Consider the following 26,000-nt stretch of genomic DNA (forward strand, 5'->3'; position numbering starts at 1 on the left):
AGTGAAGACGGTACGGATCTACCATGATTACAGCCTATTTATTCTGTAAATAACGCAGGACCAGGGAGAATCCCGTCCCTTCCTGATTCAAGCGAGAGGGGTGCTTTATGAAAAAAAGATGGCAGTTCTTCCTTGCTTTGCTGATTACAGCGGGCCTGTTGACAGGAGTTTACTTGCACTGGAATAAACCTTATAAGCTTCCCCCTGTCTCGGATGAGATGAAGCTGGCTGAGTTCAACCTGGTCTTTGATCAGGAGAGAAGCGTGCAGATTGCAGGGGATGCTGCGGTCGACGAGCTGAAAAGGCTCGTAACGGGCGATCCCGATAATCTGGCTTACAGCAATGAGCTTCGTTTGAAAATGGGAAAAAGCGAGCAGACGGAGGCTTTTATTTCTTTTATGACAGAAATGAATAACCCGCCGGCGAGGGCAAAGCTTCAACTGGCATTGGGGTATATCGACAGGATGCAGAACCAGTCTCTGGGGACCGCTTCGCTCGGGCAGATTTCCGTACACTCCATCAACCAGTTGAATGAAATTCTGGAGAAGGATCCCTATGACTGGCTGGCACATTACGCCAGGGGTATCAACAATCTCTACTGGCCGGTCGGGCTGCAGCGGATCGACAAATCCATCCAGGATTTATCGTTCTGTCTGGCTGTTACCAAGAAATTCGAGCAAGAAACCCCTTTTTATATGTGGGCGATGGCTTACACGGCTCTTGGAGATGCACTGGTTAAAAAAGGGGAAGTCGGCGATGGAATGGACATCTGGAAACAGGGATACGAGTCGCATCCGGGTGACGCCGGTTTGAAAGAAAGAGCAGCCGCTTCCAGGGAGCAGGCGCTGGAGATCGTCATCCGTGACAGAGGAATGGATCAGTTCCAGCGGCCCGCTCCGGACATCGGAGATTTAAGCCCCATCTGGAAGTCTTCCAAAGAAGGGCAAAGTCAATGAAGTCGGGGAGTGCAGGGATTGCCGGCAATACAAGTGCGGGGGAAAGGGGACTGATCATGAAGACATCCGGCAGACAAGCAGTTGTAACCGGTCTGGGAGTCGTTACTTCTATCGGCAGCGGAGAAGAAACGTTCTTTCAGCACCTGCTGGAGGGTTCTACGGGGCTGAAGCCGGTCACGGTATTCGATACGAGCGGGCATACGAATAAGCTGGCCTGCCAGATTGATGAGATTCCGCTTTCGCTGTACAACCGGGAAGAGATCCGCGCTTCAGGGAGAGCGACCCGGATTCTGGTTCCGGCAATCGAGCAGGCACTGAGAAATGCGGGTCTGGAACATGAAGCGTCCGCAGGCTGCCGGATCGGTCTCTGCGTCGGCACCACGATGGGGGACATCGATCCGCTGGAGAACGCTTTGCACGGGCAGAGCAGCCGGGCGTTCGGCGGTCCTCACGAAATTACGGGGCAGATCCAGAGGATGATGCGCCTGCAAGGGCCCGCCTGGACGTTCACGAATGCCTGTGCCGCCGGTAACTTTGCCATTGCCAGAGCCGTGGACGAGATTGCGGCAGGCCGGGCCGACATCATGATCGCCTGCGGAGTCGATTCGCTCTCCTGGGTCGCATTCACGGGCTTCAGCACCCTGCGGGCCATGGCGCCCGACAAGTGCCGTCCCTTTGATGCGGCCCGCAAAGGGCTCATACTCGGCGAAGGCGCCGGCGTGCTTGTGATCGAATCGCTGGAGCATGCGATATTAAGAAAGGTCCGGCCCCGCGCCCGGCTGCTCGGATACGGGATGAGCTGCGACGCTCATCACATTACCCAGCCGGACCCGGAAGGCCGGGGCGCCGCCCGTGCCATGGAGGCTGCGCTGCGGATGGCGGGTCTGGCCCCTTGCGCTGTAGATTACGTGAGCCTGCACGGAACGGGCACGATGGCTAACGACAGGATGGAGGCCAGGGCGCAGGAGGCGGTATTCAGCGAAGGAAGCCTTCCGCCCGCCAGCTCCATCAAAGGTCATCTCGGCCATACCCTGGGGGCGGCCAGTGCGATTGAAGCCGTGATGAGCGTCAAGTGTCTGGAGACAGGGATAGCTCCGATGACGCTCAATCTGGAGCAGGTGGACCCCGAATGCTCCATTCCTGTTATTAGGGGACAGTCTAAGCCCGGAAAGTACCGGACTATTCTTTCCAATTCGTATGCTTTCGGGGGCGTGAATTCCTCTATCCTGCTGGGCGCTTGTACTTCCGGCTGAAGCCCGCCCGGCCTATGACTGGCAGCGGTACATTCACGGCAGTGAGCGGCCCACATCAAGCGAGTAAGGAGAGATTGGCATGGAACCGGTGTATATAACGGGGGCAGGATGTCTAACAGCCCCTGGCTTCAGAAGTCTAGCAGAGATGCTTGGGGGAGGCTTATCTCCTGAGCGCGAGAACAAATCACTGAGGATTGAAGACGTTCCGGAAGCTCCGCCGACCCTCAAAAGATTTAAAAGGCAGTCCAGAGCGGTACAGCTGGCCACTCTCGTGACAGGCGAGGCGCTGAGGGAGGCGGGGATACCTTTTCCCTGTACGGACGGGGATAAGATCGCCATGGTGGTGGGAACTGACGACGCAAATCTGGACGCCATATACAGGCTTAATCAGGAAGCGGAGGCCTATGGGGTCAACAACACGAGTCCGGGCTTGTTCCCGGATACCGTCTTGAACGTAACCGCCGGACAAACCGCCATTTATTATGGCCTGAGCGGTCCCAATGTGACGATTTCGAGTGGCGGCGCAACGTCTGTCCGATCCTTGCAGTATGCTGTGGATCTGCTGGCTTCGGAGAATGTTTCTCATGTGGTCGTATGTGCCGTTCATCTCGCTGTACCTGAAATCTTCCGGGAAAATCTCCGGCATCAGGCGCATATAGAAACTGTCGCGAGCCTGCTACTCTCTAAGCAGCCTCTTAGCGGAACTTGCATCCGACTGAGCATGAAAACCAGAGTAAATGAGAGCAGGGCAGATATAATCGAGATAGAAGATGAAGAACTCATCGCCTTTGCGGCTCTTCTGCTGAAGGAGAATGATGGGGCCCGGCCTTGCCGGTTTAAGATCGGATCGGTGGCCGACCGCCAGTATACGGTAGAGCTTGATAACGACATACTGACGGAGGATGCATAGTGGGAAAAGGGGCTTTGGTAACAGGAACAAATATGCTTTGTTCACTGGGAGTGACGAACGAGGAAGTCTGGAAAGCAGCCCTTGCGGGAGCTGAGGGACCCCGGAGGCGTTCATACCGCTTCTCTGACAGTTCCTGTGTGGAATACCCGGTCTACGCCCTCCCTGACTTACGCCCTGCCGAGTGGCTGGGGCGGCAGACGGCTGCCTGGCTGTCTGAGAACCGGCTCCTTGAAGACGCAGATTTCTGTATGCTGCTGGTCTCAATCCGGCAGGCTCTGGAGGATGCCGGATTCAGTCCGGGAGGAACCTCGAGGGTCGGATTGGTTATTGGTCATGAGAATCTGGGCGTTGTACGGCTGACGGACAAATTTGTGCAGCATCAGCCTGAATTAGGGAGAAGAGAGCCGGAAATACCGCTTTTCAGGCAGTACCAGCACGAGTTTTTCAATCTTCAGACATTTCCGTATTTGTTCTACCTGGCCCAGCTGCTTGGCATTAACGGTCCCAGCTATGCGGTTAACAATGCCTGTGCCTCCGGGCTCTATGCCTTGGAGCTGGGCAGGATGATGATCGAGACAGGGAGTGCAGATCTGGTGATCGTCTCGTGCTCTGATTATGCCCATGTATCCGAGTACTTATGGCTGCAAGAGAAGGGATTTGTCTCCGGGCAGAATATCATCCGTCCGTTCGATCTGCACCGGGACGGTTCCATTCTCGGGGACGGAGCGGCTACGATTGTGCTGGAATCGGAAGAGCATGCTGCAAGAAGAGCCGCCTCACCCATAAGCCTGTACAGGGGCGGACGTTTTGTACAGGACCACTGGCATATGACGCTGCCCGACGTATCCAGGCATTCCTATGCGGGTGTCATCAGCGGGGCTGCAGAGCTGGAGCCGGATCGCGAGATTGATCTTCTGGTTCCTCACGGCTCGGGAAGTACGCTCTGGGACCGCTATGAGGCCGCCGAGATTCAGAGGGCCTTTGGCGGCCTGGAGCGTCCGCTTCCGGCAGTCACGGCGTTCAAGGGATATTTCGGCCACCTGCTGGGGGCGAGCGCCATGATTGAAACAGTGCTTATGCTTCACTGTATGAAGCATAATATGCTGCTGCCTGCACTTAATCATGAGTATCCCGATCCGAAAATAAAGATACAGATTCAGACTCAGGCGGTGTCCCGGCCGATCCGCTCAGCAGTAAAATCTGTACCCGCATATGGCGGGTTTCATGCGGCTGTTTTATTCAATAAGCTGGAATAGAGGGATGCATGTGGGAGCAATCACATACGATTTTACCGGACGTACAGTCCTTGTAACCGGGGGTTCGCGGGGGATAGGACGCTCTGTGGTCAAGCAGCTGGCTGCGGCTGGTGCTCAGGTGATTTTTACTTATTCGAAGGACCGGGCGGCTGCCGAGTCACTGCTGGACGAGACGGGTAGAGACGGGTGCTCCGTCTCCTGTATACAGACAGACTTTACCGATCCCGATTCGATCCGTCATCTGCTGGCTGCTGTGTCAGAGAACGGGCCCCTTCACGGGATTGTGAATAATGCCGGAATTATCCGGGATACACCGGTTTACAAAATGTCGGATGAACAGTGGGACAGTGTCATTCAAGTCAACCTGACATCTATGTTCGCGATCATACGGGGGTTGATCCGGCCGCTGGGGCTGAGCCGGGGCAGTATTGTGAATTTATCCTCCGTCTCAGGCATAGCCGGGGCTTCCGGCCAGGCGAATTATGCCGCCTCCAAGGCAGGAGTGATCGGCCTCACCAAGGCGCTGGCCAAAGAGCTGGGTCCGCTGGGTATCCGGGTAAACGCAGTGGCCCCGGGCTATATCGGAACCGAGATGCTGAATGATATGGCAGACCATCGGAAACTTGCTTTAGCGAAGAACATTCCGCTCAAAAGGCTCGGGACTCCCGAAGAGGCGGCGGCCGCTGTATTGTTCCTGCTATCCGGTGAAGCCTCGTATGTGAACGGTTCCGTGCTGGTTGTGGATGGAGGATTACTATGAAAAGGAGGAAGGCTATGAATCCGAAGCAGATTAAGTCGCGCATCATTGAAGTTACCCTAGATCTTATCGATTCTCCGGAAGTGATGGAGGAAGTGGACAAAGAGATCTTCTTAGACACGCCTCTGATGGATATCGGGATTGATTCCCTGGCCGTTCTTGAGCTTGTCGTTACCCTGGAGCGTGAGTATGGCGTACGCCTGTCGGAGGAAGAACTGGTTGAGATCACCTGCCTCCAGGACATCCTGAAGCTCCTGCTGGACAAGCAGGCAGGTTAGGGGCAGAGAGCATTGTCTAAATCAGAAGGATGAGGAGATGAGAACTTCATGCGGCTGCAATCAATTAGCCGAGCGTTCATCGGCGTCACCGCACTGCTTCTGGTCACCGCTGGCTGCGGTAACCATGCCGTCCGGTCGGATTACGGTTTTACTTTGAAGGAAGCGACAGATGCCACCGGCATCACATTTACTCATACGAAACCGACTTTTGATGCCAAACTGACCAATATCATGCCATGGATGGCTTCTACGGGAGCCGGTGTTTTTACAGCGGATTATGATCAAGACGGGTTTATGGATCTGTACTTCGTCAATTCCGCCAAAGGATCCAAGAATGCACTCTACCATAACAACGGGGATGGCACCTACACGGAGACAGCCGGGAAGCTCGGCCTGGCGGATGTGAATACGGAGGGCATCTCGGAAGCGGCCGTCTGGTTTGATTACAACAACAGCGGATACCCCAGTCTGTTCGTCGGGTCATGGGGCAAAAGCCGCCTGTTTCATAACAATGGAGACGGGACGTTCAAAGAGATTACGGATCAGGCAGGAGTCGGGTACCGAGGATATGTGAATAAGGCGATCGTGCTGGATTACAACCGGGACGGGAACCTGGATTTGTATTTGTCGTGTTACTTTCATGAGAAGAACGACCTCTGGAATCTCACCACCACGAAAATCATGCACAATGATTTTGAAAGGGCGAGAAACGGTGGGCGCAACGTCCTCTACAAGAACAACGGGGACGGAACCTTCACTGATGTAACCCAAGAACTTGGGGTTGGCGATACAGGCTGGACCCTTGCTTCGGGCACCTGGGACGTAAATAATGACGGCTGGCCCGATATTTACAATGCCAATGATTTCGGACCGGATACGCTCTATTTGAATGAGGAAGGAAAGAAATTCAAAGCTGTCGTTCAGCCCCGCGGAGTCGGCGATGATACCTTCAAGGGCATGAATGTCGATTTTGCGGATGTGTTCCATGACGGGAATCCCGCCATGTATATCAGCAACGTAAGCAAATCGCAATACATTCTGGAAGGAAATCAATTATGGCACGAGAAAGACGGGCAGTTTGTAGACAGAGGCGAGGAAATGGGCGTTAATATCGCCGGCTTTTCCTGGGGAGCCAGGTTCGCGGATCTCGATAACAGCGGGAATCCGAGCTTAGTGGTGCAGACAGGCTTCGTCTCCGCGAGCAAGAAGCGGGATTACTGGTTTGATCTGGGCACACTGGCCACGACACCCGGCAATGTAGTGGAAGACGCGAAGAACTGGCCGGCTTTTGCGGATAAGAGTCTCTCCGGGTATGAGAAGAAATTTCTGTTCTTCCGGGAGGGCGACAAATTCAAGAATATCGCCGAGCAGGCCGGCCTTGATTTCGTAGAGGACGGACGCGGAATTGCGGCTGTCGACATCGACAATAAAGGGACGCTCGATCTGGTCTTTGCCAACCAGGGCGGGCCGGCGAAAGTGTATAAGAATGTGATCTCAAGCGGCAACAATTGGATCAAACTCGACTTGACCGGAAGCGCGCCGAGCAGCCGGGATGCCGTCGGAGCGAGAGTCACTTTTGAAGTGAATGGCGTGAAGACGGTTATGGAAAAGGACGGGGCGAACAGTTTCGGCGGGCAGAGCGATCCGCGTCTGCATGTTGGACTGGGTCAGGCGGAGAAAGTCGATAAGATCACCATCCGCTGGCCGAGCGGACGAGTGGAAGAGCTCACGGATGTTCCGGGGAATGGGATCGTAAAGCTTGTGGAGAAAGCGGATTAGATGCTCAAAGATCCGCGGATATATATCCTTGTTTTTCTGCTGTCTTTTGTAGCTGCCGGGCAGATCTTCCTCGGTTTTTTTCAGAAGTGGGATGCTTTCTTTATTTCCGTAGGCACAGCCGCAGGACTGGAGTTTCTTATCGTAGGTATACGGAAGAAACAGTGGGTGTTTCCCCTCAGCGCCCTGATTACCGGGATCGGCATCAGTCTGCTGCTAAGTTCTTATGCGGTATGGCCCTACGCGCTGACGGCCGCACTGGCTATATGCATCAAGCAGTTCGTGCGGCTTGGAGGCAGTCATGTTTTCAATCCCAACAATGTTGCCATGGTCATTATGCTGATCGGGCTGCCTGCTTATGCCGTCAGTACGCCGAAGCAGTGGACCAATGGAATCGAAGTGATGATTCTCATTATGGCGCTCGGACTCTTGGCGGCCTACAAGGCCAAGCGTCTGGACTCCGTACTGGCTTTTATCGGAGGCTTCGCGGTGTTCGCATGGCTGCGGGTGGAGTGGTTCGGCGAGCCTGTGTTCTATTCATTCGGCCCTATGATGGGGGCATCATTCCAATTGTTTACCTTCTTCATGATCACAGATCCCAAGACGACCCCGCCTACGAGGCGGGCGAGAATCTTGTTCGCCTTCCTGATCGCATTTGCGGATGCCTGGCTTCGGATTCTCCATATTACGAACTCGCAGTTCTATGCCTCTTTCCTTATTACGCTGATGGTGGGAATCCCCTACAGGTTGAGGTACGGCAAGCAGATGAGGGAGTCCGGATGATGCAAAAGCCCGGCAGTACGGCTGAATGAACACATTTCAGCCGCCTGCCGGGCTTTTGCCGGGCGTATAGCAGTTCTCTTTCGATCACTGCGCATAACGCTTATAAGCACCCATGTGCCTGGCGATACAGGACGGGCTGCAGAACCATTCCTGATCGAAATCCCAGTTCTTCTCGCCTTCGTAAATCGGATTCCTGCACCTGTCGTAGGTGCATTCGGCAATTTGGGCCGGATCGTCGGCCTGCGGGTCACGCGGTCCCGTTTCAAATCGGTCCAGCGATGGCAAAGTTAGCTCCTCCATTCGTCTGTTATGCAACCAGCATACGACGTTCTGAGAGGAGCCGACTCTTCTTTTGTTGCTGCCGATCCTGCAGGTTGTGACAGGATCGGCTGCGTTTTCTTTTCGTAGGGACTTTATTCCGCGTCCCTTAGCACACTGACTACTCTGCCGAGAATACTCACATTATTTACCGGAAGGAGCGGCTGAAAAGCATCGTTGGCAGGCTGCAGCCGTATATGATCCGCTTCTTTGTAGAACGTCTTTACGGTCGCTTCTTCGCCGTCGATCAGAGCTACGACCACATCGCCGTTATCTGCCGAGGACTGCTGGCGCACCAGAACGAGATCCCCGTTCTCGATTCCTTTATTCACCATGCTCTCTCCCAGAATCCGCAGAATAAAATATTTACCCGCCCCCACGAGGCTTTTAGGGACGCTAAAATATTCTTCGATGTTCTCCGCGGCGAGAATCGGACTGCCCGCCGTTACCTTGCCTAAGAGGGGCAGACGGACATAGTACTCGGCGGAAAGTGAAGCTTCGCGTATATGGCTGTTTTCTGCCGGAATAGAGGTCTGCCTGATTCTTCCTGTTCTATATGGATCACCGGTTGCGGCTTCTGTGTTCTTGCGGGCCAGGTGGTCGGCTAGTGTCTGAAGCATGAGCAGGTCATCTTCCATCAGCCGCCCGGCTAAAACTTGTAACGCTTCCATATAAGGACTGTACGGAGCTTTGGATTTGGCTTGGGCATTTGTATGAGTGTCCGGTTCCGAACCGGTCATGAGCCAATCAAGGGACACATTGAATTGTTTGGAAATGGAAATTAGAGCTTTTGCGGTGGGGGTTGATTTTTTCTTTCCATTTTCCCAGTCACTGATATTACCAGGAGAGACTCCGATCATAGCGGCCAGTTTGGCCATCGTTAATTTGTGTTTTAGCCGAAGCTCTTTGATGCGAATGTTAATTTCATTCATTTGTTAGCCCCCAATCGGCATATTCCCGTCCAATTCAAACACTATAAGCAACAAACATACGTTCTAATAGTATAACAAACATTAGTTCTAGATCATAGTCGTTTCCATTCGAAAAATAACGCATATGCGTTTTGTTATTTGAATTTATACGCATATGCGTTTATAATGATGATACTAGATTTATCCATATATGTAATCAAGTATTTTTTTCCGAGGGTAAGCGCAATGACAAAAAAATATGAATAAGTGACAAGGTCAGCAGATCGAATATATATCTCCACGGTTACAATCAATAATAAGGATATTTATTTATCAATTTAATATAAATATACTTTTTGTAATTTTTTGTTTGTTATCTAATTTAAAAAGGGGATGAAGAAATGATGAATTTGCTTGTTTTCGTCCACAAGGCTGACAAATGTAAGGACTATATTACCGAATTGCTGCTGCTTTCCAAAAAGGTCAAGCTAATCGAGTTCGTGGATTTGAGTGCGGCTATTCGCATCGTCAAACAAACCCATTACAAACTGGTTGTCTTCCTTACTTTTGAACAGACGTTTCCGGAAAATTGGAATGTCCATAAGCTTAAGTTCAGCAGTCCTCTCATAGCACTGGCCGGAGCAGACCGGATCAGCTTCACCTCCTTGATCTCGCTCATCGATATGGTCGCCCAGAATCAGGAGCCATCCTGTGATAACCGCCTGTTTGCAGAATCCCTCGCCTTTATTGATGAAAATCTTTGTGAAAACGATCTGAATCTGGAAAAAGTAGCTTCAACCATTTTTGTGAGCCGGTGTCATTATTCCCGGATGTTCCAGAAGTATGTCGGTACAGGATTCAAAGAATATGTGATGAACAAACGTATCCAGAAAGCCAAGCTGCTGCTGCAAAAGGGAGAACCGGTTACGGATGTCTGCTTCTCTGTCGGTTATAACGATTTGACCCATTTCGGCCGGGTGTTCAAAAGAAAGGTGGGGGTAAATCCATCGGTATATCGCCTGAACAGAGCTGCTTCTCAATAAAACAGAAAAACGGGGGCCTAATGTGACATAAGCTGCCAATCGGCAAATTGAACTTATAAGCAGGAGCATTCCTGCCACGAAAGCTGAGGGTTAAAGATCATGATAACGAGTATAACGGCAGCCGGACTTATTGCTGGTACAGCTTTAATCTTTCCGTTTCTCTACCTTGGATTATTCAGGCAGAATATCTCCAAGACAATTAAAAGATTCAGCTTTTCGCAAAATCAAGAGTTTAACCGGAAGTTTCATCAGGTTCTGAAAGCGTTTTTAACGGGAAGCAACGGCGTCTTAAAACCGGTATTGAGAATGGCGCATGTAAGAGAGGAGCTGGCTCATCAATTCCCGCCTTTTTACAGAGGTTTTGCCTATGAAGGAGTGGGTCTGGGGCTCGGCGTGAGGGCTTCCTTGTCACTTGGCAAGGGCAGGCGGTTCGAATCGTATCTGCACGAATTGTCATCGGGTCATCTTTATCAATATTATGTGGGCCTGGGCTGGTATCTCAGTATCCGGTACCGGTTTGATTATGAGGCAGCTGCAGGCTGGTTAAGGCAGCTTGATTCCAGATATGCGCCCATCGTGTTTGACGGAGTCGGATTCAAAACCGCTTTATATCATTATCGGCAAAATAAACAGATTATTCAGAAATTCAGCATCTTCCCGCACCCGTACCAGCGCGTTTGTTACCAGGGACTTGGACGCTCTTTATGGTTCCTGCACGAATTTGACCTTAAGGAAGTCAGTGCCGAGATCGAGACTCTGCCCACAGCCTTCCGTAAAGACACTTACAGCGGGGTGGGTATTGCGGTTGCTTACAGCATGTTCGATCAGGTAGCGCATACGGCAGAGGCAGACATTCAAATTCCGCTGGCTTACCAGGCTTCCTTCCGTCAGGGACTGGCCTTCGGCTGGGAGGCTCGTAAGCTGCAGGACCCGGCATATTGGCAGCGCCAAATGCAGAGTTGTTCCTCTTCTGTCAGCGCCAAAGTGAATCATTACGTAGATTGTGTGCACCAAGCCGAACAACGTATAGAGGCGGATGCAGCCGAATCTTACTATTTTAGATGGATAGAAGAGGCGCGCCGTATCCTGCAAGAGGAAGCAAGCGTGAAGGAGAAGCGATAGTTGCGTCACAGGAGCAAGAAAGCATGAAAACGCAGCTATTTTCCACCGGGTAAGAAATCCGGATGTCAGGTTACGATAAGGTTGAAGAAATCCTGAATCGGAGGAGGGATACGATGCCTGCCAAATTAGTAGTGAGCACCCGGGCTATTTCGCATAAAGAATGGTTGTCCTGGCGCCGGAAAGGAGTCGGGGGGAGCGATGCGGCAGCGATATGTGGAGTGGACCGATGGAAGACTGCGATGGAGGTATACCTCGACAAAATCGGGGAACTGCCGGAGACGGAAGTGACAGAGTCTGCCCGTTTTGGAGGCAAGCTTAAGGATTTTATTGCCCGGGAGTTCTCGGAAGCGACCGGATTTAAAGTGATGCGCAGGAACTGGATCTTGCAGCACCGGGAGCATCCCTTTATGCTGGCCACCATTGACCGGTGGATTATCGGCAGCAGCGCCGGCCTGCTGTGCAAAACGACAGGCGAGTTTTTGAAGGACGAATGGAAGGACGGCCGGGTGCCGGATCGGGTGGCCTTCCAGTGTCAGCATTATATGGCGGTCACCGGCGCGGACCACTGGTGGGTGGCTGTTCTCATCGGCGGCAACAAATTCCGTACCGTACGGCTGGAGCGGGACGATAACCGGATCGAGCAGCTCATCAAGACGGAGTCCAGCTTCTGGAACGAGCATGTGCTGCCGAGAACGCCGCCGTCCTTCGACGGGACGGAAGCGTCTGCGAGCCTGTTGAAGCGGATGTACCCTGCCGGAGATTCTCCGGGAACTCCTTTGAAGCTGCCGGGAAGCGCAGAGGAATGGATCCGCCAATACCTGGAGGGAACCCGGGATGAGAAGGAAGCCTTAGCGCGCAAGAAAGAGGCGGAGAACGTGCTCAAAGGCCTCTTGGGAACTAGCGAGCAGGGGATTCTGGGCAGCTATAAAGTGGAATGGAAGAGCATTCACCGCAAATCGGGCCGCCATGCTTCCTACAGACGATTTGATGTCGTAACCATGTCCAATTGACGGAGGGGTTTCATGCGTAATGAAATAAGAACCGATCTGAGGCCAGTCGTTTCCTGGCGGGATTACCGCCTCGATCCCAGGTATTTTATTCTTCTGTTTCTGGGCAGCTTCGCGATTGCCGGACAAGTATATCTCGGTTTTTTTCAGAAATGGGACGCTATACTTGTATCGGTTGCCTGCACCATGATCACCGAGCTTATTTTGTGTCGTTGTACAGCTAAAACCTGGCGTTTTCCGCTCAGCGCAGTGATAACCGGGATTGGTATTTCCCTGCTTCTCAGCTCCAACCTGCTCTGGCCTTATGCGCTTGCCTCATTTTTGGCTATTTCTCTTAAGTACATGATCCGTTTTAAAGGCGGTCATGTGTTTAATCCCAACAACGTGGCGATGGTTCTTATGCTGTTCTTTCTCCCTCAGTATGCGGTCAGCACACCCAAGCAGTGGACGAACGGGATCGGTATTATGCTCGTTATTCTCTGTTTGGGGATTCTCGTCTGTTACATGGCGAACCGGTTGGATTCAGTGTTAGCCTTCCTGGGGAGTTTTACCTTGTTCGCACTGGTCAGGCACTTCCTGTTCGGGGCTCCACTCTTGGCGGCACTGGGACCCCTGATGGGAGCTTCGCTGCAGCTGTTTGCCTTTTTTATGATCACCGACCCCAAATCTACCCCTTCGACCCGGAAGGCCCGTATCCTGTTTGCCTTTCTGGTAGCTCTGCTGGATGCTGTCTTCCGGATTAACCGGATTGCGAATCCGCAGTTCTACGCGTTGTTCCTGGTTTGTCTTGTCCTGGTAATTCCTTACCGGATATGGGCTTCCCGTCAAATCTCACTTGCACAGTAACGCGTCCCTTCATCCAGCTGGAAATAGAGGTGAATTATTTTGTGTAAGAATGGAAATTGCAACGGTTTTGTGCCGGACGGCACAGAAAGAATGAAGGGAGACTCGTGTCAGCCGTCTGTGAGGAATTCATGCGCCGGACGGGCTTCTGCCGGTCAATCGTGCGCTGAGCAGTCATGTGCTAAGCAATCAAATACCAAACGGTTGTGTGCCGGCAGCGGCCGGCATAAGTCTCCTGATGCAGACAACAGGTCCAAGGAAGTGGAGCAGGCGACGGATAAGTTGCCGCCGGATCACCTGCAGATGCGTTATTTTCTGCGTACTCCTTACTCGAAGTATTGGGATTTTTGGGATCATTTCAACTAATACATTCATCCGGGAGTAAAAGAACGGCCGGGAGAGCCGGCCGGAATACACGCTGAAACCGCAAAAACATAGCTGCCCGCACGGAAGCAGGTGCTTCTGTGCGGGCAGCTATGTTTTCTTATTGGATATAGGCAGATTCCGTTCCCGCCCAAGGTGCCAATTACTTGACTTCAATCCCTTTGGTCCAGGTATTCACTTTATCTGCGTTAGCTTCGACCCATTCCTTGGCGGCATCTTCGGGAGATTTGCCTTCCTGGATGGCTACCATGACCTGTGCCATGTCCTCTGCTGTCCATTCGAACTGGTCGAGGAATTGATGAGCGGCAGGCTGGTCTTCTTTGAGTTCTTTACGTACCATCGTATGGATTTGTTCGGCACCGCCGTATACGTTCTTCGGATCTTCAAGATATTTCAGATCCATCTTGGCGAATTTCCAGTGAGGTGTCCACCCGGTTACGACGATCGGTTTCTTCTGATCATAGGCTTTTTGAAGCTCTTGGGCCATGGCGGCCGATGAGCTCTCTACGAGCTTGTATTCGGACAGCGCATAATCTTTGACGGCTTGTTCCGTTGCCATCATAATACCTGCGCCGGGTTCAATCCCGATCAGCTGGTTGTTCAAAGATTTGGCAACCTCAGGTTTTTTCAAATCCTCGATGGACTTGATATCCATATAAGCCGGCACGGCTAATCCTGTCTTGGTTCCGTCCAGATTCGGGCCGAGGTCTTCCATGCTGCCCTTGTATTTCTCTACATAAGAGGCGTGTGTGCTCGGCAGCCAGGCGGCTACCATGGCATCCGCACTGCCGTCGGCAACACCGGCCCACATCGGCCCTGCGTCAACCTGAAGCATCTCCACTTTGTAGTTCATTTTAGTTTCCAGGACGTGCTTAACCACATTCGTACTCGCAATTTCAGAGTCCCAGGCAACGTAAGCAAGCTTAATCGTCTTTTGCTTCTCTCCGCTCCCTGTACCATTCGAACAGCCTGCCACGAGGAATACCGCTAACACGACGGACAACCATACACTCCACTTTTTAAAAGTAATCTTAAACACCCCTGTATGTTTAGTTGGTTTTATTCTTGAAAATATTTTGCGTCAAACGGTCGAGCAGGATGGCCATAATGACAATGGCGATCCCGGCTTCAAAGCCTATGCCGGTCTTGGCTTGCGTGACTGCCCGGTATACATGGGCGCCGACACCTTGAGCGCCGATCATGGAAGAGATCACGACCATGGACAGCGAGAGCATGATGGTCTGGTTCACACCGGCCATAATGGTAGGCATCGCTATCGGCAGCTGGAGCTTAAACAGCTTCTGCGCCGGTGTGGAGCCGAATGCGTCGGCAGCTTCCACAAGCTCTTCCGGCACTTGCCGGATGCCGAGATTGGTCAGGCGGATGGTCGGCGGAATCGCGAAAATAACAGATGCGATTACACCGGGTACAACGCCGAGCGAGAAGAAAGAGACAGCCGGCAGCAAGTAAACGAATGCCGGCATCGTCTGCATGAAATCAAGCACGGGCGTGATGATATTCTGCATCAAAGTGTTGCGCGAACATAGAATTCCGATCGGCACGCCTATTACGATGGAGAGAATGGAGGCGGTGAGCACAAGCGCCAGCGATTGCATCGAGAGCTCCCAGAAGCCCAGGTTATCGATGAGCAGAAGTCCGATAAGCGCAAATAACGCGATTCTCCATCTGCCGATCCAGTAGGCCAGTGCGGTGATGATCAGAATGAGCACGAGAGCAGGAAGAGCCGTTAGCGCGGATTCAATGGTTCCGACCATGAATCCGATGACGGCTTTGATCGCATCAAATAATGGAGCGAAATTCGTAGTAAGCCAGTCCTCCAGCGCTTCGACCCAGCTGCCGAGCGGCAGTTTAGGGAAATTCATGATCCGTCACCTGCTCCCGGATCGGCATTGCCGGCCAGAGCGGATAGAACGGCGCCTTTAATGACAATTCCTTTTAATTTTTCATTCTCATCCACTACCGCAACCGGAAGCTTGGCTTCCCCCATCATTTCGAACAATTCGTTGAGGTGGGTGTCCGGCTTTGCTTTGGGAATGGTGCGCTGCATAACAGCTTCCAGTGTCTGATTATCTTTAATGGCCTGGGATGCATCCTCTGCCGTAACGACGCCGAGAAGTTTCATCCCTTTATCGGTTATGTACAAGCTGGATACCCCGCTGTCGCGCATCAGCTGCAGGGCTACACGAGGTCCGCGCTCTAAGGCGATTGTCTCCGGCTTCTTCATGACATGAGAAGCGGTGAGTACCTTGGACAAATCCACGTCCTCCACAAACCGTTCCACATATCTGTTCGCGGGCTGAATCAAGATTTCTTCGGGCGTACCAATTTGTACGATCGCGCCATCTTTCATCAGTGCGATCCGGTCACCGATTCGCAGTGCTTCGTCCAGATCGTGCGTAATGAACACGATGGTCTTCTTCAGGCGTGCCTGGAGCTCCAATAATTCGACCTGCATATCTCTGCGGATAAGCGGGTCCAGAGCGCTGAATGCTTCATCCATGAGCAGAATCTCGGGATCATTGGCCAGCACACGTGCCAGACCTACGCGCTGCTGCATCCCTCCGCTTAGCTGATCGGGCTTGCTGTTCTCCCAGCCTTCCAGGCCGACTGATTTGAGTGCGGTCCGGGCCAGCTCCGTTCTTTTTTTCGATGCTATGCCTTGGATTTCCAAGCCGTATTCGGCATTCTCCAGGACGGTCCGATGGGGAAATAACCCGAATTTCTGAAATACCATACCGATATTCTTTCTTCTGAACTGGCGCAGCTGCTCTTGATTCATTTTCAGAACATCGGTCCCGTTAAACAGAATCTGACCCCCGGTCGGTTCGATCAATCGGTTCAACAAGCGAACCAGTGTAGACTTGCCACTTCCCGAGAGTCCCATAATGACAAAGATTTCTCCTTGTTCAATCGCAAACTCCGCCTTGTTCACTCCGACTGTCAGCTTATGTTCTTTCAGAATTTTCTCTTTAGACCAGCCGTCCTTCAGCAATGGCAAAGCTCGTTTGGGATCTTGCCCGAAAACTTTGGTAAGCTCTTTTACCTCAATAATAGGCATGTGGACCTCCTTTCATGGGTCTATTGAACTTGTTTACTAACTTCTCACAAGTGTATAGGGTTCACTTTTTAAACGTCAAACTTCATATACGCTTATAAATGTACGTACAGTTTTAACTTTACATACTATACGTATGGTATGCTCTGTATTCCTTGGAATCCCTTCCGGGCTTCTTCTTTACTTCTAAAGGGTAGTTTGATTACAATACAGAATAGAGGTTTGCAGGCTTAGACCTAATCCTCGGGAGGGAACCCCATGAACGATCTTAATGGCTTTACAGCAGAGCAAATTCAAAGAATTCAAAAAAACCGCGAGCGGGTAATCGACTCCATCGGCAAAAATATGGACCTATATGGAATTACCTTGTCCATCGGACATTTATACGGGTATATGTACTTTAACAACGGGCCGGTAACATTAGATGAACTGAGTCAATCGATGGGGATGAGCAAGACATCCATGAGCACGGGCGTGCGGACCTTGATGGATTTGAAAATGATCGATAAAGTATGGGGCAAAGGAACACGGAAAGACCTTTACGAAGTTGAACCGGACTGGTACCAGAACTTTAGTGATTATTTCTCGATTAAATGGCGCAAGGCCATTGAGGGGAATATGAATGTGTTAAATAAATCATTGCGCGAAATTGAGGAGATGAAGAAGGAGAACGAAGCGAATGAACCGCTTCTTGGCGTGCTGCAGGAGGATGAGCTCAAAATCACTCAGGCGCTTGATTATTATAAGTGGCTGATCCGGCTGATTGAGACGCTGGAGACAGGCAGGATCTTCGATTTCATCCCCAAAGAGCAGCGAAGCGATGGCGTCAAGGAAGAGTAATCCCGGCTGTCGTGTACATATATAAATCGGACACAAAGACTGGCGTAAGCGTAGAGCTTACCCAGTCTTTTTAATTCGGGCGAATCTATAGGAACATGCCGTAGTTTCTGTGTCCAAGCGGCGAGTTTGCCGGTAAGCGGATTGAATAGATACGGGAACCTGAATTTTTTGTCGAAAAATAAACTTTTTATCCGTGCGCGATCAGGTTTTCACCCTATCCAAAATGGATTAAAATAATGGAAAAAGGTCTATTTTCCCGGGGTAGGAGTAGGTGCGTATGTTGACTAATGAAAGACTTGCAGATTATGTCGTGCTTATGAACGAGGCCAGAGAGCTCTCCAACAAGGCGAACAGCAAAGCGTACGCACTCCGGCAGGATGCTATTCGTCTTGGATTCGAAGCAACCGCTGCAGCGGATCATGCGGTATTAATAGCGGATATCGTGCAAGAAAATAAAGATCCGTCGAGCATGCCTAAACTGATTCATGCCAGCCGGGACGCCGCCGCGAAAGCCGCTGAAGCCACTTTGAAGGCTCTCGAAGCGATTAAGAAGGCCAATGAGGCGGACCATGAATCGACCGAAGCTTTTGAACGTACACGTATCGCTGCCGAGAATTTAACGGAAGCTTTGAATAGGGAAGGCTATTGACAGCAGACGCGGATGCAGACACCCCTATGGGGTGTTTTTTTGTGGGCTGCTTTTAATTTTCCCTCAGACGTGTATTTCTGCGGTATTCGCTCGGTGTTTTGCCGGTCCATTTCTTGAACATCCGGTTGAACGAAGTAATATTGCGGTAACCGATCTGCTGGCCGACATCGATAATATTCAGCTCTGTACCGGACAGCAGCTCCTGAGCCTTGTTGATCCGGATCACGTTCAGATGGTCGCTGAAATTATTACCGGTTTTCTCTTTAATATAGACGGACAAGTAAGCACTCGACATATGAAGCCGGTCCGCCAAATTCTCCAGAGAAAGATCCTCTCCGTATCTGGTGTGAAGTGAATTCATGACGAACGTGATGATTGGATCATGTTCGTCTTTTTTCTCATGAATAAGAATTGCGGCCGTATACAAAAGCTCCTGGAACGCATGGGTATATTCATCGAGTGTACAGCTTTCCCGCAGCCGCTGCATCAGCGGTTTAAGCGACCAGGAGGCGCCTTGATCAATTTTATAAATCTCCATAAACTTCCATACTTTGGTACAGACTGATTCTGCAAAATGCCGGAATTGGTGGATGCTCGCTTCCTTGACCATCATTTCATCAAGCTGACGGCGGACCAATTCCATGGCGCCTCCATCATCGCCAGCCTGCAGGCAAGCGTTCAGCTCCTGATCTTGGGCAGGGTTCAGGGCGAACGTAGCATGAATCGGGCGGCTTCCGAGCATGATCTGGGTCTCGTCTTCCAGCTTGGCTTGACTTGCGAAGTCCAGTACCTGGCGATAGGCATGGCTGAACTGGGAAGAGTGCTCGAACCAGGAGCTGACCGCGACTGTAGCGAGGCAATACTCTTTGTTATGTTCGAAAATGGAACGGATTTCCTTTATACATTCATTTAGCGTTTCTTTATCACATGGGCCGTTAATGACGGTCAGGATCTGATTTTTCTCCATTTGAAACGTATGAGAAGCCGGGATGCGCTCCGTCACAATCATATCCAGGTGATTCCGGTAATAGGAGGCCAGCCGGTCGTTAGACAAAGGGGCTTCTCCAGCCGGGTGGTTACGGAACCGAAGTTCATAGAGAATGACCATGAAGTTCTCATCACGGGCCAGAAATTCTTTCCATTCGTTAATGTCCGTATGTATGCTCTTCAATTTGTTGATGTAATTATACTGGGTCAGAATCGACTGTTTGCTCGCCAGCTCGCTGCGCACTTCATTCTTCTCGACATTAAGATCACGGATTTTCTGCTGAATGACCGCAAATTCATGGAAAGCGCTCGGAGCTCCGGCGTTTTCTTCCTGCTCAATGGAGGAGATGAGCTGTTTGACCGGACGGCTGATCTTGCGGCTGCTGTAGAAAGACACGGCTAGCGCAATCCCGACCGAAATAAGAAAAATCACCAGCAAGGTGAAATTTAACTTGCGCAGCTGAGCAGCCATGCTGGCATCGGGAACCGCGGTGATGTAAGTTAGGCCTTCCTCGTCTTTCTGGCTGAAATAATAGATCCCTTCCTTCAGCATGACACCGGAACTGGCCAGATTCTGAGGTAGCTTATCCGCGTTTGAATCATAGGCAGACTGAATTAGAACGCTTCCATCTGTGTCCAGCACAAAAAAACGCAGCGATTCATCGGTCTCGCCCATAAAAGCCTGCTGGGTTTTCCCGATATCCATAAACGCAGTGATCAAATATCTGCTTCCGGGAAGTCTTAAGGAAACAGGAAGCAGCCGTTTATGATCGGGCTGGCTAGGCTCATGCTGGAAGACGGATGCAGGCAGAATCGTGAAAGTCTTCATTTCGGTCAGCAGTTCTTCCCAGTAAGCGGCGGGATAGTCCCGGCTTGTGTAAAGAAGATCGAATTGTTCCTTGGCTGTGCTGCTTCCTTCTTTATCCAGGACGAGGGAGCCGGAGCCGAAATGGATCATGATATTATCCAGGAACAGCTGCGGATTCGTTACGTCGGAGCGAAGGGCGGGAATTATCGTTTTGGCCTGCAGGTAATTGATTTCGGACTCCGTTTTGGTCGTTAACTGCCGGTTAAAGCCCACCACATCCGAATGGTTATAATAATTGAAGAGAACGGTTTTGATCCGGGAGAAATGGGTGCTGTATCGTTCGGCCGTGTTTTTGAGCACCAATTGGTTATTCGTAATGAGCTCACTTTGATACTTGGATTTGAAGAAAGCAAAGGCGGTCAGCGCAAACGTGACAAACAATAAAATGATGACCAGAAAACTGAGCAGAGTGGTGAAGAAAAAAGAAGATCGTCTGGACTTTGTCAGATTCATGCCTCGTACTCCTTAAATTGTGTTAAGTCTATTGTACAGGGTGAATGTTAACCGAGTGTATGATCACATTTTTTGATCCTTGCCCTTTTTTTAGAAACGTACGTAAAGCCGCATAAATAAAGATAAGTGAATAGGCAGAGCACCTTCCCCCAGGTAAGATCGGAGTACGGAACGCAGGTTCTAACCCCATTACAGGAAGGAAGGTGAAACTCATTGGGTATCGTACTCAGACGTATCCGGAAAAACGCGGATCTGTATCTTTTGTTTCTGCCTGTGGTTGTTTATTTCCTCGTTTTTGAATACGGGCCCATGTACGGAGTCCAAATCGCATTCAAGAACTTTGTAGCGACCAAAGGAATCTGGGGGAGTGAATGGGTAGGGCTCAAACATTTCCAGCGATTCTTTGACAGTTATTATTTCTGGAGACTGATTAAAAATACGCTCGGCATCGGACTCTACCAATTAGCCGTCGGTTTTCCGATTCCGATTCTTCTTGCCCTCATGATCAATGAGGTCCGTTCCTCCGGTTACAGACGATTTGTTCAAACGGTCACCTACGCGCCGCATTTTCTATCGACTGTCGTTGTAGCGGGTATGATCACCATGTTCCTTTCACCGCAGAGCGGTCTGGTCAATCTGCTGATTCAGGCATTCGGCGGCGAGCCGGTCTCATTCATGACGGAACCCGGATGGTTTAAATCCATTTATGTCTGGTCCGGTGTCTGGCAGCATATGGGCTGGAGCTCCATTATTTACTTGGCGGCCCTGGCCGGAATCGATCCGCAGCTACATGAAGCTGCCAGAGTTGACGGAGCCAGCCGGCTGCGGCGGATCTGGCACATTAATTTACCGGGTATTATGCCGACTGTGGTGGTTCTGCTCATTCTGGAGGTAGGCACGGTACTCGGCGTCGGTTTTGAGAAAGTGTTTCTCCTGCAGAACTCGCTTAATACGGCATCCTCCGAGGTTATCTCTACGCATGTTTATAAAAGCGGGATACTGGGGGCCCAGTACAGCTTCTCGGCAGCCGTCGGTTTGTTTAATTCCGTTATTAATTTCATCCTGCTGATTCTCGTTAACCGGATCGCCCGTAGGGTTAATCAGACCAGCTTGTGGTAGAAAGGGGACTTTGCTATGCTCGAAACCCGTTCGGACAAATGGTTAACGGGCGTGATTGCCGTACTGCTGGCCTTCGTTTCCCTGCTCGTCCTGTATCCGCTAGTATATGTGTTCTCGGCATCGCTGAGCAACCCGGCAGCGGTATTTCAAGGGCAGATGTGGCTGTGGCCGGTCGATCTAACCTTAACCGGATATAAGCGGCTCTTCCAGAACTCCGAGATCTTGATCGGGTACAGGAATACGCTTCTCTACACGGTAGCAGGGACGGCCATTAATCTCGTCATGACGATTGCAGCCGCCTATCCGTTATCCCGGAGAGACTTCTACGGCCGGAACTTCTTCACCATGATGATCGTGTTTACGATGTTTTTCAGCGGCGGAATGATTCCGACCTATTTGCTGGTCAAGAACCTGGGGCTGCTGAACACCTTCTGGGCCATGGTGCTTCCTTCCGCTTTATCGGTATGGAACATCCTGATCATGCGGACGTTTTTCCAGAACAGCATTCCGCATGAGATCGAGGAGGCCGCTTCGATGGATGGGTCTTCCAACCTTCAGACGCTTTGGCGGATTGTGCTCCCGTTATCGGTACCCATTCTTGCCGTCATGGTACTCTTCTATAGTGTCGGGCACTGGAATTCGTATTTCAGCGCTCTGGTCTATTTATCGGACCGGGACAAATATCCGCTGCAGCTTATTCTGCGCGAGATCCTGCTCCAGGGGGAGATGCAGGAAATGGTGGACGTCCGGGAAGGGACGCTGTCCAACAGTCTGCTTGATGCGGAAGCGATCAAATATGCGTCTGTGATCGTGGCTAATCTGCCCATGCTCATTCTTTACCCCTTTCTACAAAAGTATTTCGTGAAAGGCGTCATGATTGGAGCCATCAAAGGTTAAAGGAGGCCTCACGGCCGGATAGAAATGAACATCCGATTATTTTACATTTGGGGAGGAAAAAAAGATGTGGATGCGTACCAAAGGAATGGCACTCGTATTGACGCTGACCTTCACAGGTAGTTTGCTTGCCGGATGCAGCGGGAGCAGTGACGGGGAACAGGGAGTAAACTCGGCGAATGCCTCTAATGTAAACGAGACTGGTATGCCGATCGTCAAGGAACCGGTTAATTTGACTTTCTTTACCGGGAAATCACCCACCAACGGCAATAAATTTGAAGATGTGATGGTCTGGAAAGAATATGCCAAGATGACGAATGTAAACGTGAAGTTTGAGCTGGTTCCTTTTGAAAGTCTGGCGGAGAAGAAGAACTTGCTGCTGGCCGGCGGCGATTATCCCGATGGATTCTATTCGGCCCGGTTATCGGCAACTGAACTCGCCAAGTACGGGAAGGAAGGCGTGTTCATCAAGCTCAATGATCTGATCGATCAGCATGCTCCGAATTTCAAGAAACTGCTGGAGAAATACCCGGATCTGAAGAAGGGCCTCACCATGCCGGACGGCAATATTTACTCTTTCCCGTCTTTCTACGATCCGTCCTTCCTGTCCATGCTCATTGGTACGCCGCTGTGGGTTAACAAGGATTGGCTGGCCAAACTGAATATGAAAGAGCCTGCAACGACCGAGGAATATTATCAATATCTCAAAGCAGTTAAAGAAACCGATCTGAACGGAAACGGCCAGAAGGATGAAATCCCGTACGGAGGCACGGGGATCGGGAATCTGATGAACCAGCTCAAAGGGGCGTGGGGACTCGGGAACCGGGGTCTGGGACACCCGTATGTGGACATCGATCCGGGCACCCAAAAGCTTCGCTTTATTAAGACCGATCCGAAGTTCAAGGAACTTCTCCAGTATATGAACAAGCTGCATGCAGAAGGGCTTTTTGATAAGGAAATCTTTACGATTAAGGATAGTGCCCTTTATGCTAGGGGACAGCAGGGACTGTACGGTTCCACCGTCATTCCGAATCCGGCCACTTTGATGAATCAGAAGAACTACATCGGTCTTGGCGCTCTTCAAGGTCCGGGCGGCGAACAGATGTATTCCCATATCAAAACGCCCATGGTTCACACCGGAGCTTTTGCGATCACGAATAAAAACAAGAATCCGGAAGCGACCGTCCGCTGGATGGACTATTTCTTCAGTGAAGAAGGGGCCAAGTTCTACTTCCTGGGGCAGAAGGACGTTACCTATAAGGAAACGGACGGCAAGATCGAATACGTGCCGGACATTACGCAGAACCCTCAAGGCCTAACCCAGGATCAGGCTCTTGCCAAATATTTCACTTGGCTGGGCGGAAGCTATCCGGGCTACGTGCGCGGAGAATATTTCAAAGGCTCCGAAACCCTCCCTGAAGCTATGGCGACAGCGAAGAAAGCCGAGCCGCACGCGATTAAAGAGATCTGGAGCAGTTTTAGTTTCACGGAAGAGGAAACCGAGATCATGTCTTCCTTGGGCAAAGACATCACCACCTATATAACAGAGATGGAAGCGAAGTTTATTAACGGAACCGTTCCTTTTAGCGAGTGGGATAAGTATGTGGCTACTATTCAGAAAATGGGTCTCGATTCCTATATGAAGACCTACCAGTCCGCTTACGACCGTTACAGCACAAAGTAAAATAAAAAGAGCAAACGGAGCTAACACGCTTTGTTTGCTCTTTTTTATGCCCTTATGTCGTTTCTTGTATTTTTAACTATTTCCAAAATTTACAAGATAGTTTATACTAGGATTTGAGACTTACCCCTCCAGCAATATTCCGCAATATCTTTCGCAGTTCATGCTTCTCCATTTTTATCGCCTTCTTATTTTCCCATCCTTACAAGCCATTCTTAGTACCCCTCTCTGTCAGAAAATCGTTTTCTCATTTCAAAAACAACCGTGGAAGGAGTTGTCGCCAGGTTTATTTGGATTTCCGTAAAACAATAATTTTATGAACATTCCATTCCAGTAAGGAGAACTCTACATATGAAAAAACGGATTTTAAGTACAATTATCACCGGACTTATTTGCGGGGGAGCGATTGCATTCGGATTAGAGGCAGGTCCGGCACCCCATGTAACGAATGCGGCGAGCAGCCATTCATCTACAAAAGCCTCATTCAGCGATATATCCAGTGATTACTGGGCAGCGGCTGAGATTAAGAAAGCCAGGGAACAGGGCTATATTGACGGCTATGCTGACGGAACTTTCCTGCCAGGCCGGAACGTATCGCGTGCTGAATTTGTCAAAATGGCTGTGGCCGCGCTTGGGATTGATGCGGGTCAAGCTGATGGTGCGCAGTGGTATGCGCCTGCTATGGATGCTGCGGCTGCGGCGGGTATATACCGGGACGGAGACTTCGCGGATGACGACCTCAATGCTCCCATGAGCCGTCAGGAAATGGCGAAAGTCGCCGTGCGGGCTATCGGACAGGATACTCCCATTGAGGAGAAGTGGATGTACCTGGCAACCAAGGCAGGATTGATTCAGGGGATGGATCACGCCGGAAAGCTTGGCCTCGAGGAGAATACGAATCGGGCACAATCCGTCACCGTTATCAGCCGTATTCAAACCGTACGAAGCGGAGGCACCCTGCCGGCGGATAAGTACGCGATATCGAGCGCAGAGATTGCTTGGCATAAGACGAATATTGTGACGATGCTTCCGCGGTATTTTAGTGCGGCACAGTCATACTCGGATATCGACTACAAAAATCTAAAAGTTTCGGGCGGGGACGGTAACTTTACTTGTGAAGTGGAGAAGTTCGTAGTGATAGATATGGAGGATCCTAATGATCCGAACCGTCATTTGCTGCCGGACGGGACTAAGTGGTTTGATGCAATAGATCGGAAAACTTATCCAATTCCTAACGAATCATTTGTTGTTTTGTCATTGAATAAGTTGGTGGTTAAAGATAACCCTTATGGGATTACTAGAGCTAGAGCATGTACATTGGCGCTCCGTAACCAGACTCTAAAGGATCCTAGCCTAACTCCAAAAGCTGGAGTACTCTATCAACTAACGGCATTAAATATTAAAGATACCTACGGTTATGACACTGGATCTTCTGGGGTAGTAACTATAAATGGGGTAGGAGTTTATGAATATGTAAATGGTCATATACTCCCAAAAGGAAACTTGGTTAGCTCTGAAATAAATCCGATTACTTTCTATAGATTAGCGGATTTTGGTATATCTCCAATCAAAGTTTACGGATCTAAAATTGATGAAAGTATTTAAATATAAGATTTGGAAACAGTATTTAAGTTTATCGATTATAATATTGTCACTTTTCAATATTATAATTACTCCTGCGCAAGCAAATACCACGCCAACTGAAAAGATATTAGGAGACTTTTGGTTTGATACTTCAACTTCTATTGCAAATGAAGGAAGCGCACAGACAAAAGATTTAATTTACTACTTTTCAATAAATAAAATGGATTACGGATTACAAAAAGTAGAGACCCC

Annotated in this window: 24 protein-coding genes; 18 read left to right on the plus strand and 6 right to left on the minus strand. The window is 50.5% G+C overall.

The window, feature by feature from the left end; translation table 11 throughout:
• The first annotated feature begins 107 nt into the window (after positions 1-107).
• The 8 genes from AR333_RS15925 to AR333_RS15960 all read left to right on the plus strand — a co-directional run bounded on the left by AR333_RS15925 (position 108) and on the right by AR333_RS15960 (position 7,969).
• Positions 108-956: a hypothetical protein gene (locus tag AR333_RS15925; protein WP_068776352.1), complete on the plus strand. Its 849-nt coding sequence runs from the start codon at positions 108-110 to the stop codon at positions 954-956.
• Entirely contained in the window at positions 953-2,209 is a 1,257-nt protein-coding gene (locus AR333_RS15930) for a beta-ketoacyl synthase (RefSeq protein ID WP_253735879.1), read from the plus strand. Before AR333_RS15925 ends, AR333_RS15930 begins: the two co-directional genes overlap by 4 nt.
• Before the next feature lie 79 nt (positions 2,210-2,288).
• The gene (locus AR333_RS15935) at positions 2,289-3,119 is read left to right on the plus strand and encodes a beta-ketoacyl synthase N-terminal-like domain-containing protein (protein ID WP_068776353.1); all 831 of its coding nucleotides are present in this window, start codon (positions 2,289-2,291) and stop codon (positions 3,117-3,119) included.
• Positions 3,119-4,375 carry a beta-ketoacyl synthase N-terminal-like domain-containing protein gene (locus AR333_RS15940; RefSeq protein ID WP_068776354.1) on the plus strand — a complete coding sequence of 419 codons (1,257 nt, stop codon included), beginning with the start codon at positions 3,119-3,121 and terminating at the stop codon, positions 4,373-4,375. Before AR333_RS15935 ends, AR333_RS15940 begins: the two co-directional genes overlap by 1 nt.
• 4 nt (positions 4,376-4,379) lie before the next feature.
• Positions 4,380-5,135 (plus strand): SDR family NAD(P)-dependent oxidoreductase, encoded by a 756-nt coding sequence (locus AR333_RS15945; protein ID WP_068776355.1) that lies wholly within the window; start codon positions 4,380-4,382, stop codon positions 5,133-5,135.
• A 14-nt stretch (positions 5,136-5,149) separates the two neighbouring features.
• On the plus strand, positions 5,150-5,410 hold the full coding sequence (locus AR333_RS15950; protein WP_068776356.1) for an acyl carrier protein: 261 nt from the start codon (positions 5,150-5,152) through the stop codon (positions 5,408-5,410).
• A gap of 48 nt (positions 5,411-5,458) precedes the next feature.
• Complete coding sequence (locus AR333_RS15955) at positions 5,459-7,189, plus strand: CRTAC1 family protein (RefSeq protein WP_068776357.1); 1,731 nt, start codon at positions 5,459-5,461, stop codon at positions 7,187-7,189.
• Positions 7,190-7,969: an RnfABCDGE type electron transport complex subunit D gene (locus tag AR333_RS15960; protein ID WP_068776358.1), complete on the plus strand. Its 780-nt coding sequence runs from the start codon at positions 7,190-7,192 to the stop codon at positions 7,967-7,969. It begins immediately after the preceding gene.
• A gap of 84 nt (positions 7,970-8,053) precedes the next feature.
• Here the strand turns inward: AR333_RS15960 and AR333_RS15965 are convergent, their stop codons facing one another.
• Positions 8,054-8,254: a hypothetical protein gene (locus tag AR333_RS15965; RefSeq protein ID WP_068776359.1), complete on the minus strand. Its 201-nt coding sequence runs from the start codon at positions 8,252-8,254 to the stop codon at positions 8,054-8,056.
• Positions 8,255-8,382: 128 nt separating this feature from the next.
• Entirely contained in the window at positions 8,383-9,219 is an 837-nt protein-coding gene (lexA, locus tag AR333_RS15970; RefSeq protein WP_068776360.1) for a transcriptional repressor LexA, read from the minus strand.
• A 380-nt stretch (positions 9,220-9,599) separates the two neighbouring features.
• On the opposite strand from lexA, the gene AR333_RS15975 reads away from it, so the two are divergent.
• From AR333_RS15975 to AR333_RS15990, 4 genes are all read left to right on the plus strand, one after another.
• A complete protein-coding gene (locus tag AR333_RS15975) occupies positions 9,600-10,241 on the plus strand; it encodes a helix-turn-helix transcriptional regulator (protein WP_253735880.1) in 642 nt (213 codons plus the stop codon).
• A 99-nt stretch (positions 10,242-10,340) separates the two neighbouring features.
• The gene (locus AR333_RS15980) at positions 10,341-11,363 is read left to right on the plus strand and encodes a DUF1702 family protein (protein WP_068776361.1); all 1,023 of its coding nucleotides are present in this window, start codon (positions 10,341-10,343) and stop codon (positions 11,361-11,363) included.
• Positions 11,364-11,476: 113 nt separating this feature from the next.
• Positions 11,477-12,373 (plus strand): YqaJ viral recombinase family protein, encoded by an 897-nt coding sequence (locus tag AR333_RS15985; RefSeq protein ID WP_068776362.1) that lies wholly within the window; start codon positions 11,477-11,479, stop codon positions 12,371-12,373.
• 12 nt (positions 12,374-12,385) lie between these two features.
• Positions 12,386-13,216: an RnfABCDGE type electron transport complex subunit D gene (locus tag AR333_RS15990; protein ID WP_068776363.1), complete on the plus strand. Its 831-nt coding sequence runs from the start codon at positions 12,386-12,388 to the stop codon at positions 13,214-13,216.
• Positions 13,217-13,739: 523 nt separating this feature from the next.
• Here AR333_RS15990 and AR333_RS16000 read toward each other — a convergent pair.
• The 3 genes from AR333_RS16000 to AR333_RS16010 are packed head-to-tail and all read right to left on the minus strand — an operon-like array spanning position 13,740 to position 16,676.
• The gene (locus tag AR333_RS16000) at positions 13,740-14,600 is read right to left on the minus strand and encodes a glycine betaine ABC transporter substrate-binding protein (RefSeq protein ID WP_068776365.1); all 861 of its coding nucleotides are present in this window, start codon (positions 14,598-14,600) and stop codon (positions 13,740-13,742) included.
• A gap of 46 nt (positions 14,601-14,646) precedes the next feature.
• Positions 14,647-15,480, minus strand: a complete 834-nt coding sequence (locus AR333_RS16005; RefSeq protein ID WP_068776366.1) for a proline/glycine betaine ABC transporter permease — start codon at positions 15,478-15,480, stop codon at positions 14,647-14,649.
• Complete coding sequence (locus AR333_RS16010; RefSeq protein WP_068776367.1) at positions 15,477-16,676, minus strand: glycine betaine/L-proline ABC transporter ATP-binding protein; 1,200 nt, start codon at positions 16,674-16,676, stop codon at positions 15,477-15,479. Before AR333_RS16010 ends, AR333_RS16005 begins: the two co-directional genes overlap by 4 nt.
• Positions 16,677-16,931: 255 nt before the next feature.
• On the opposite strand from AR333_RS16010, the gene AR333_RS16015 reads away from it, so the two are divergent.
• Both AR333_RS16015 and AR333_RS16020 read left to right on the plus strand, forming a co-directional pair.
• Positions 16,932-17,513 carry a GbsR/MarR family transcriptional regulator gene (locus AR333_RS16015; protein WP_068776368.1) on the plus strand — a complete coding sequence of 194 codons (582 nt, stop codon included), beginning with the start codon at positions 16,932-16,934 and terminating at the stop codon, positions 17,511-17,513.
• 277 nt (positions 17,514-17,790) lie between these two features.
• Positions 17,791-18,162, plus strand: coding sequence for a hypothetical protein (locus AR333_RS16020; RefSeq protein ID WP_068776369.1), 372 nt, complete (start codon positions 17,791-17,793; stop codon positions 18,160-18,162).
• A 52-nt stretch (positions 18,163-18,214) separates the two neighbouring features.
• On the opposite strand, the gene AR333_RS16025 is transcribed toward AR333_RS16020, so the two are convergent.
• Positions 18,215-20,470 (minus strand): AraC family transcriptional regulator, encoded by a 2,256-nt coding sequence (locus AR333_RS16025; RefSeq protein WP_068776370.1) that lies wholly within the window; start codon positions 20,468-20,470, stop codon positions 18,215-18,217.
• A 213-nt stretch (positions 20,471-20,683) separates the two neighbouring features.
• Between AR333_RS16025 and AR333_RS16030 the strand changes: the two genes are divergently transcribed.
• From AR333_RS16030 to AR333_RS16045, 4 genes are all read left to right on the plus strand, one after another.
• Entirely contained in the window at positions 20,684-21,589 is a 906-nt protein-coding gene (locus AR333_RS16030; RefSeq protein ID WP_068776371.1) for a sugar ABC transporter permease, read from the plus strand.
• A gap of 15 nt (positions 21,590-21,604) precedes the next feature.
• Complete coding sequence (locus tag AR333_RS16035) at positions 21,605-22,486, plus strand: carbohydrate ABC transporter permease (protein WP_068776372.1); 882 nt, start codon at positions 21,605-21,607, stop codon at positions 22,484-22,486.
• A 70-nt stretch (positions 22,487-22,556) separates the two neighbouring features.
• Positions 22,557-24,167, plus strand: coding sequence for an extracellular solute-binding protein (locus tag AR333_RS16040; protein WP_068776463.1), 1,611 nt, complete (start codon positions 22,557-22,559; stop codon positions 24,165-24,167).
• A gap of 348 nt (positions 24,168-24,515) precedes the next feature.
• Positions 24,516-25,769, plus strand: coding sequence for an S-layer homology domain-containing protein (locus tag AR333_RS16045; RefSeq protein ID WP_068776373.1), 1,254 nt, complete (start codon positions 24,516-24,518; stop codon positions 25,767-25,769).
• Positions 25,770-26,000 lie beyond the last annotated feature (231 nt).

The organism is Paenibacillus sp. FJAT-26967 (assembly GCF_001541095.1).
GTDB lineage: Bacteria > Bacillota > Bacilli > Paenibacillales > NBRC-103111 > Paenibacillus_F.

Excerpts from the sequence above, each read along its gene's own strand:
- AR333_RS15925 (WP_068776352.1), top strand. The coding sequence starts at position 108 with ATGAAAAAAAGATGGCAGTTCTTCCTTGCTTTGCTGATTACAGCGGGC.
- AR333_RS15930 (WP_253735879.1), top strand. The coding sequence starts at position 953 with ATGAAGTCGGGGAGTGCAGGGATTGCCGGCAATACAAGTGCGGGGGAA.
- AR333_RS15935 (WP_068776353.1), top strand. The coding sequence starts at position 2,289 with ATGGAACCGGTGTATATAACGGGGGCAGGATGTCTAACAGCCCCTGGC.
- AR333_RS15945 (WP_068776355.1), top strand. The coding sequence starts at position 4,380 with ATGCATGTGGGAGCAATCACATACGATTTTACCGGACGTACAGTCCTT.
- AR333_RS15950 (WP_068776356.1), top strand. The coding sequence starts at position 5,150 with ATGAATCCGAAGCAGATTAAGTCGCGCATCATTGAAGTTACCCTAGAT.
- AR333_RS15955 (WP_068776357.1), top strand. The coding sequence starts at position 5,459 with ATGCGGCTGCAATCAATTAGCCGAGCGTTCATCGGCGTCACCGCACTG.
- AR333_RS15960 (WP_068776358.1), top strand. The coding sequence starts at position 7,190 with ATGCTCAAAGATCCGCGGATATATATCCTTGTTTTTCTGCTGTCTTTT.
- lexA (WP_068776360.1), bottom strand. The coding sequence starts at position 9,219 with ATGAATGAAATTAACATTCGCATCAAAGAGCTTCGGCTAAAACACAAA.
- AR333_RS15975 (WP_253735880.1), top strand. The coding sequence starts at position 9,600 with ATGATGAATTTGCTTGTTTTCGTCCACAAGGCTGACAAATGTAAGGAC.
- AR333_RS15980 (WP_068776361.1), top strand. The coding sequence starts at position 10,341 with ATGATAACGAGTATAACGGCAGCCGGACTTATTGCTGGTACAGCTTTA.
- AR333_RS15985 (WP_068776362.1), top strand. The coding sequence starts at position 11,477 with ATGCCTGCCAAATTAGTAGTGAGCACCCGGGCTATTTCGCATAAAGAA.
- AR333_RS15990 (WP_068776363.1), top strand. The coding sequence starts at position 12,386 with ATGCGTAATGAAATAAGAACCGATCTGAGGCCAGTCGTTTCCTGGCGG.
- AR333_RS16005 (WP_068776366.1), bottom strand. The coding sequence starts at position 15,480 with ATGAATTTCCCTAAACTGCCGCTCGGCAGCTGGGTCGAAGCGCTGGAG.
- AR333_RS16010 (WP_068776367.1), bottom strand. The coding sequence starts at position 16,676 with ATGCCTATTATTGAGGTAAAAGAGCTTACCAAAGTTTTCGGGCAAGAT.
- AR333_RS16015 (WP_068776368.1), top strand. The coding sequence starts at position 16,932 with ATGAACGATCTTAATGGCTTTACAGCAGAGCAAATTCAAAGAATTCAA.
- AR333_RS16020 (WP_068776369.1), top strand. The coding sequence starts at position 17,791 with ATGTTGACTAATGAAAGACTTGCAGATTATGTCGTGCTTATGAACGAG.
- AR333_RS16025 (WP_068776370.1), bottom strand. The coding sequence starts at position 20,470 with ATGAATCTGACAAAGTCCAGACGATCTTCTTTTTTCTTCACCACTCTG.
- AR333_RS16035 (WP_068776372.1), top strand. The coding sequence starts at position 21,605 with ATGCTCGAAACCCGTTCGGACAAATGGTTAACGGGCGTGATTGCCGTA.
- AR333_RS16040 (WP_068776463.1), top strand. The coding sequence starts at position 22,557 with ATGCGTACCAAAGGAATGGCACTCGTATTGACGCTGACCTTCACAGGT.
- AR333_RS16045 (WP_068776373.1), top strand. The coding sequence starts at position 24,516 with ATGAAAAAACGGATTTTAAGTACAATTATCACCGGACTTATTTGCGGG.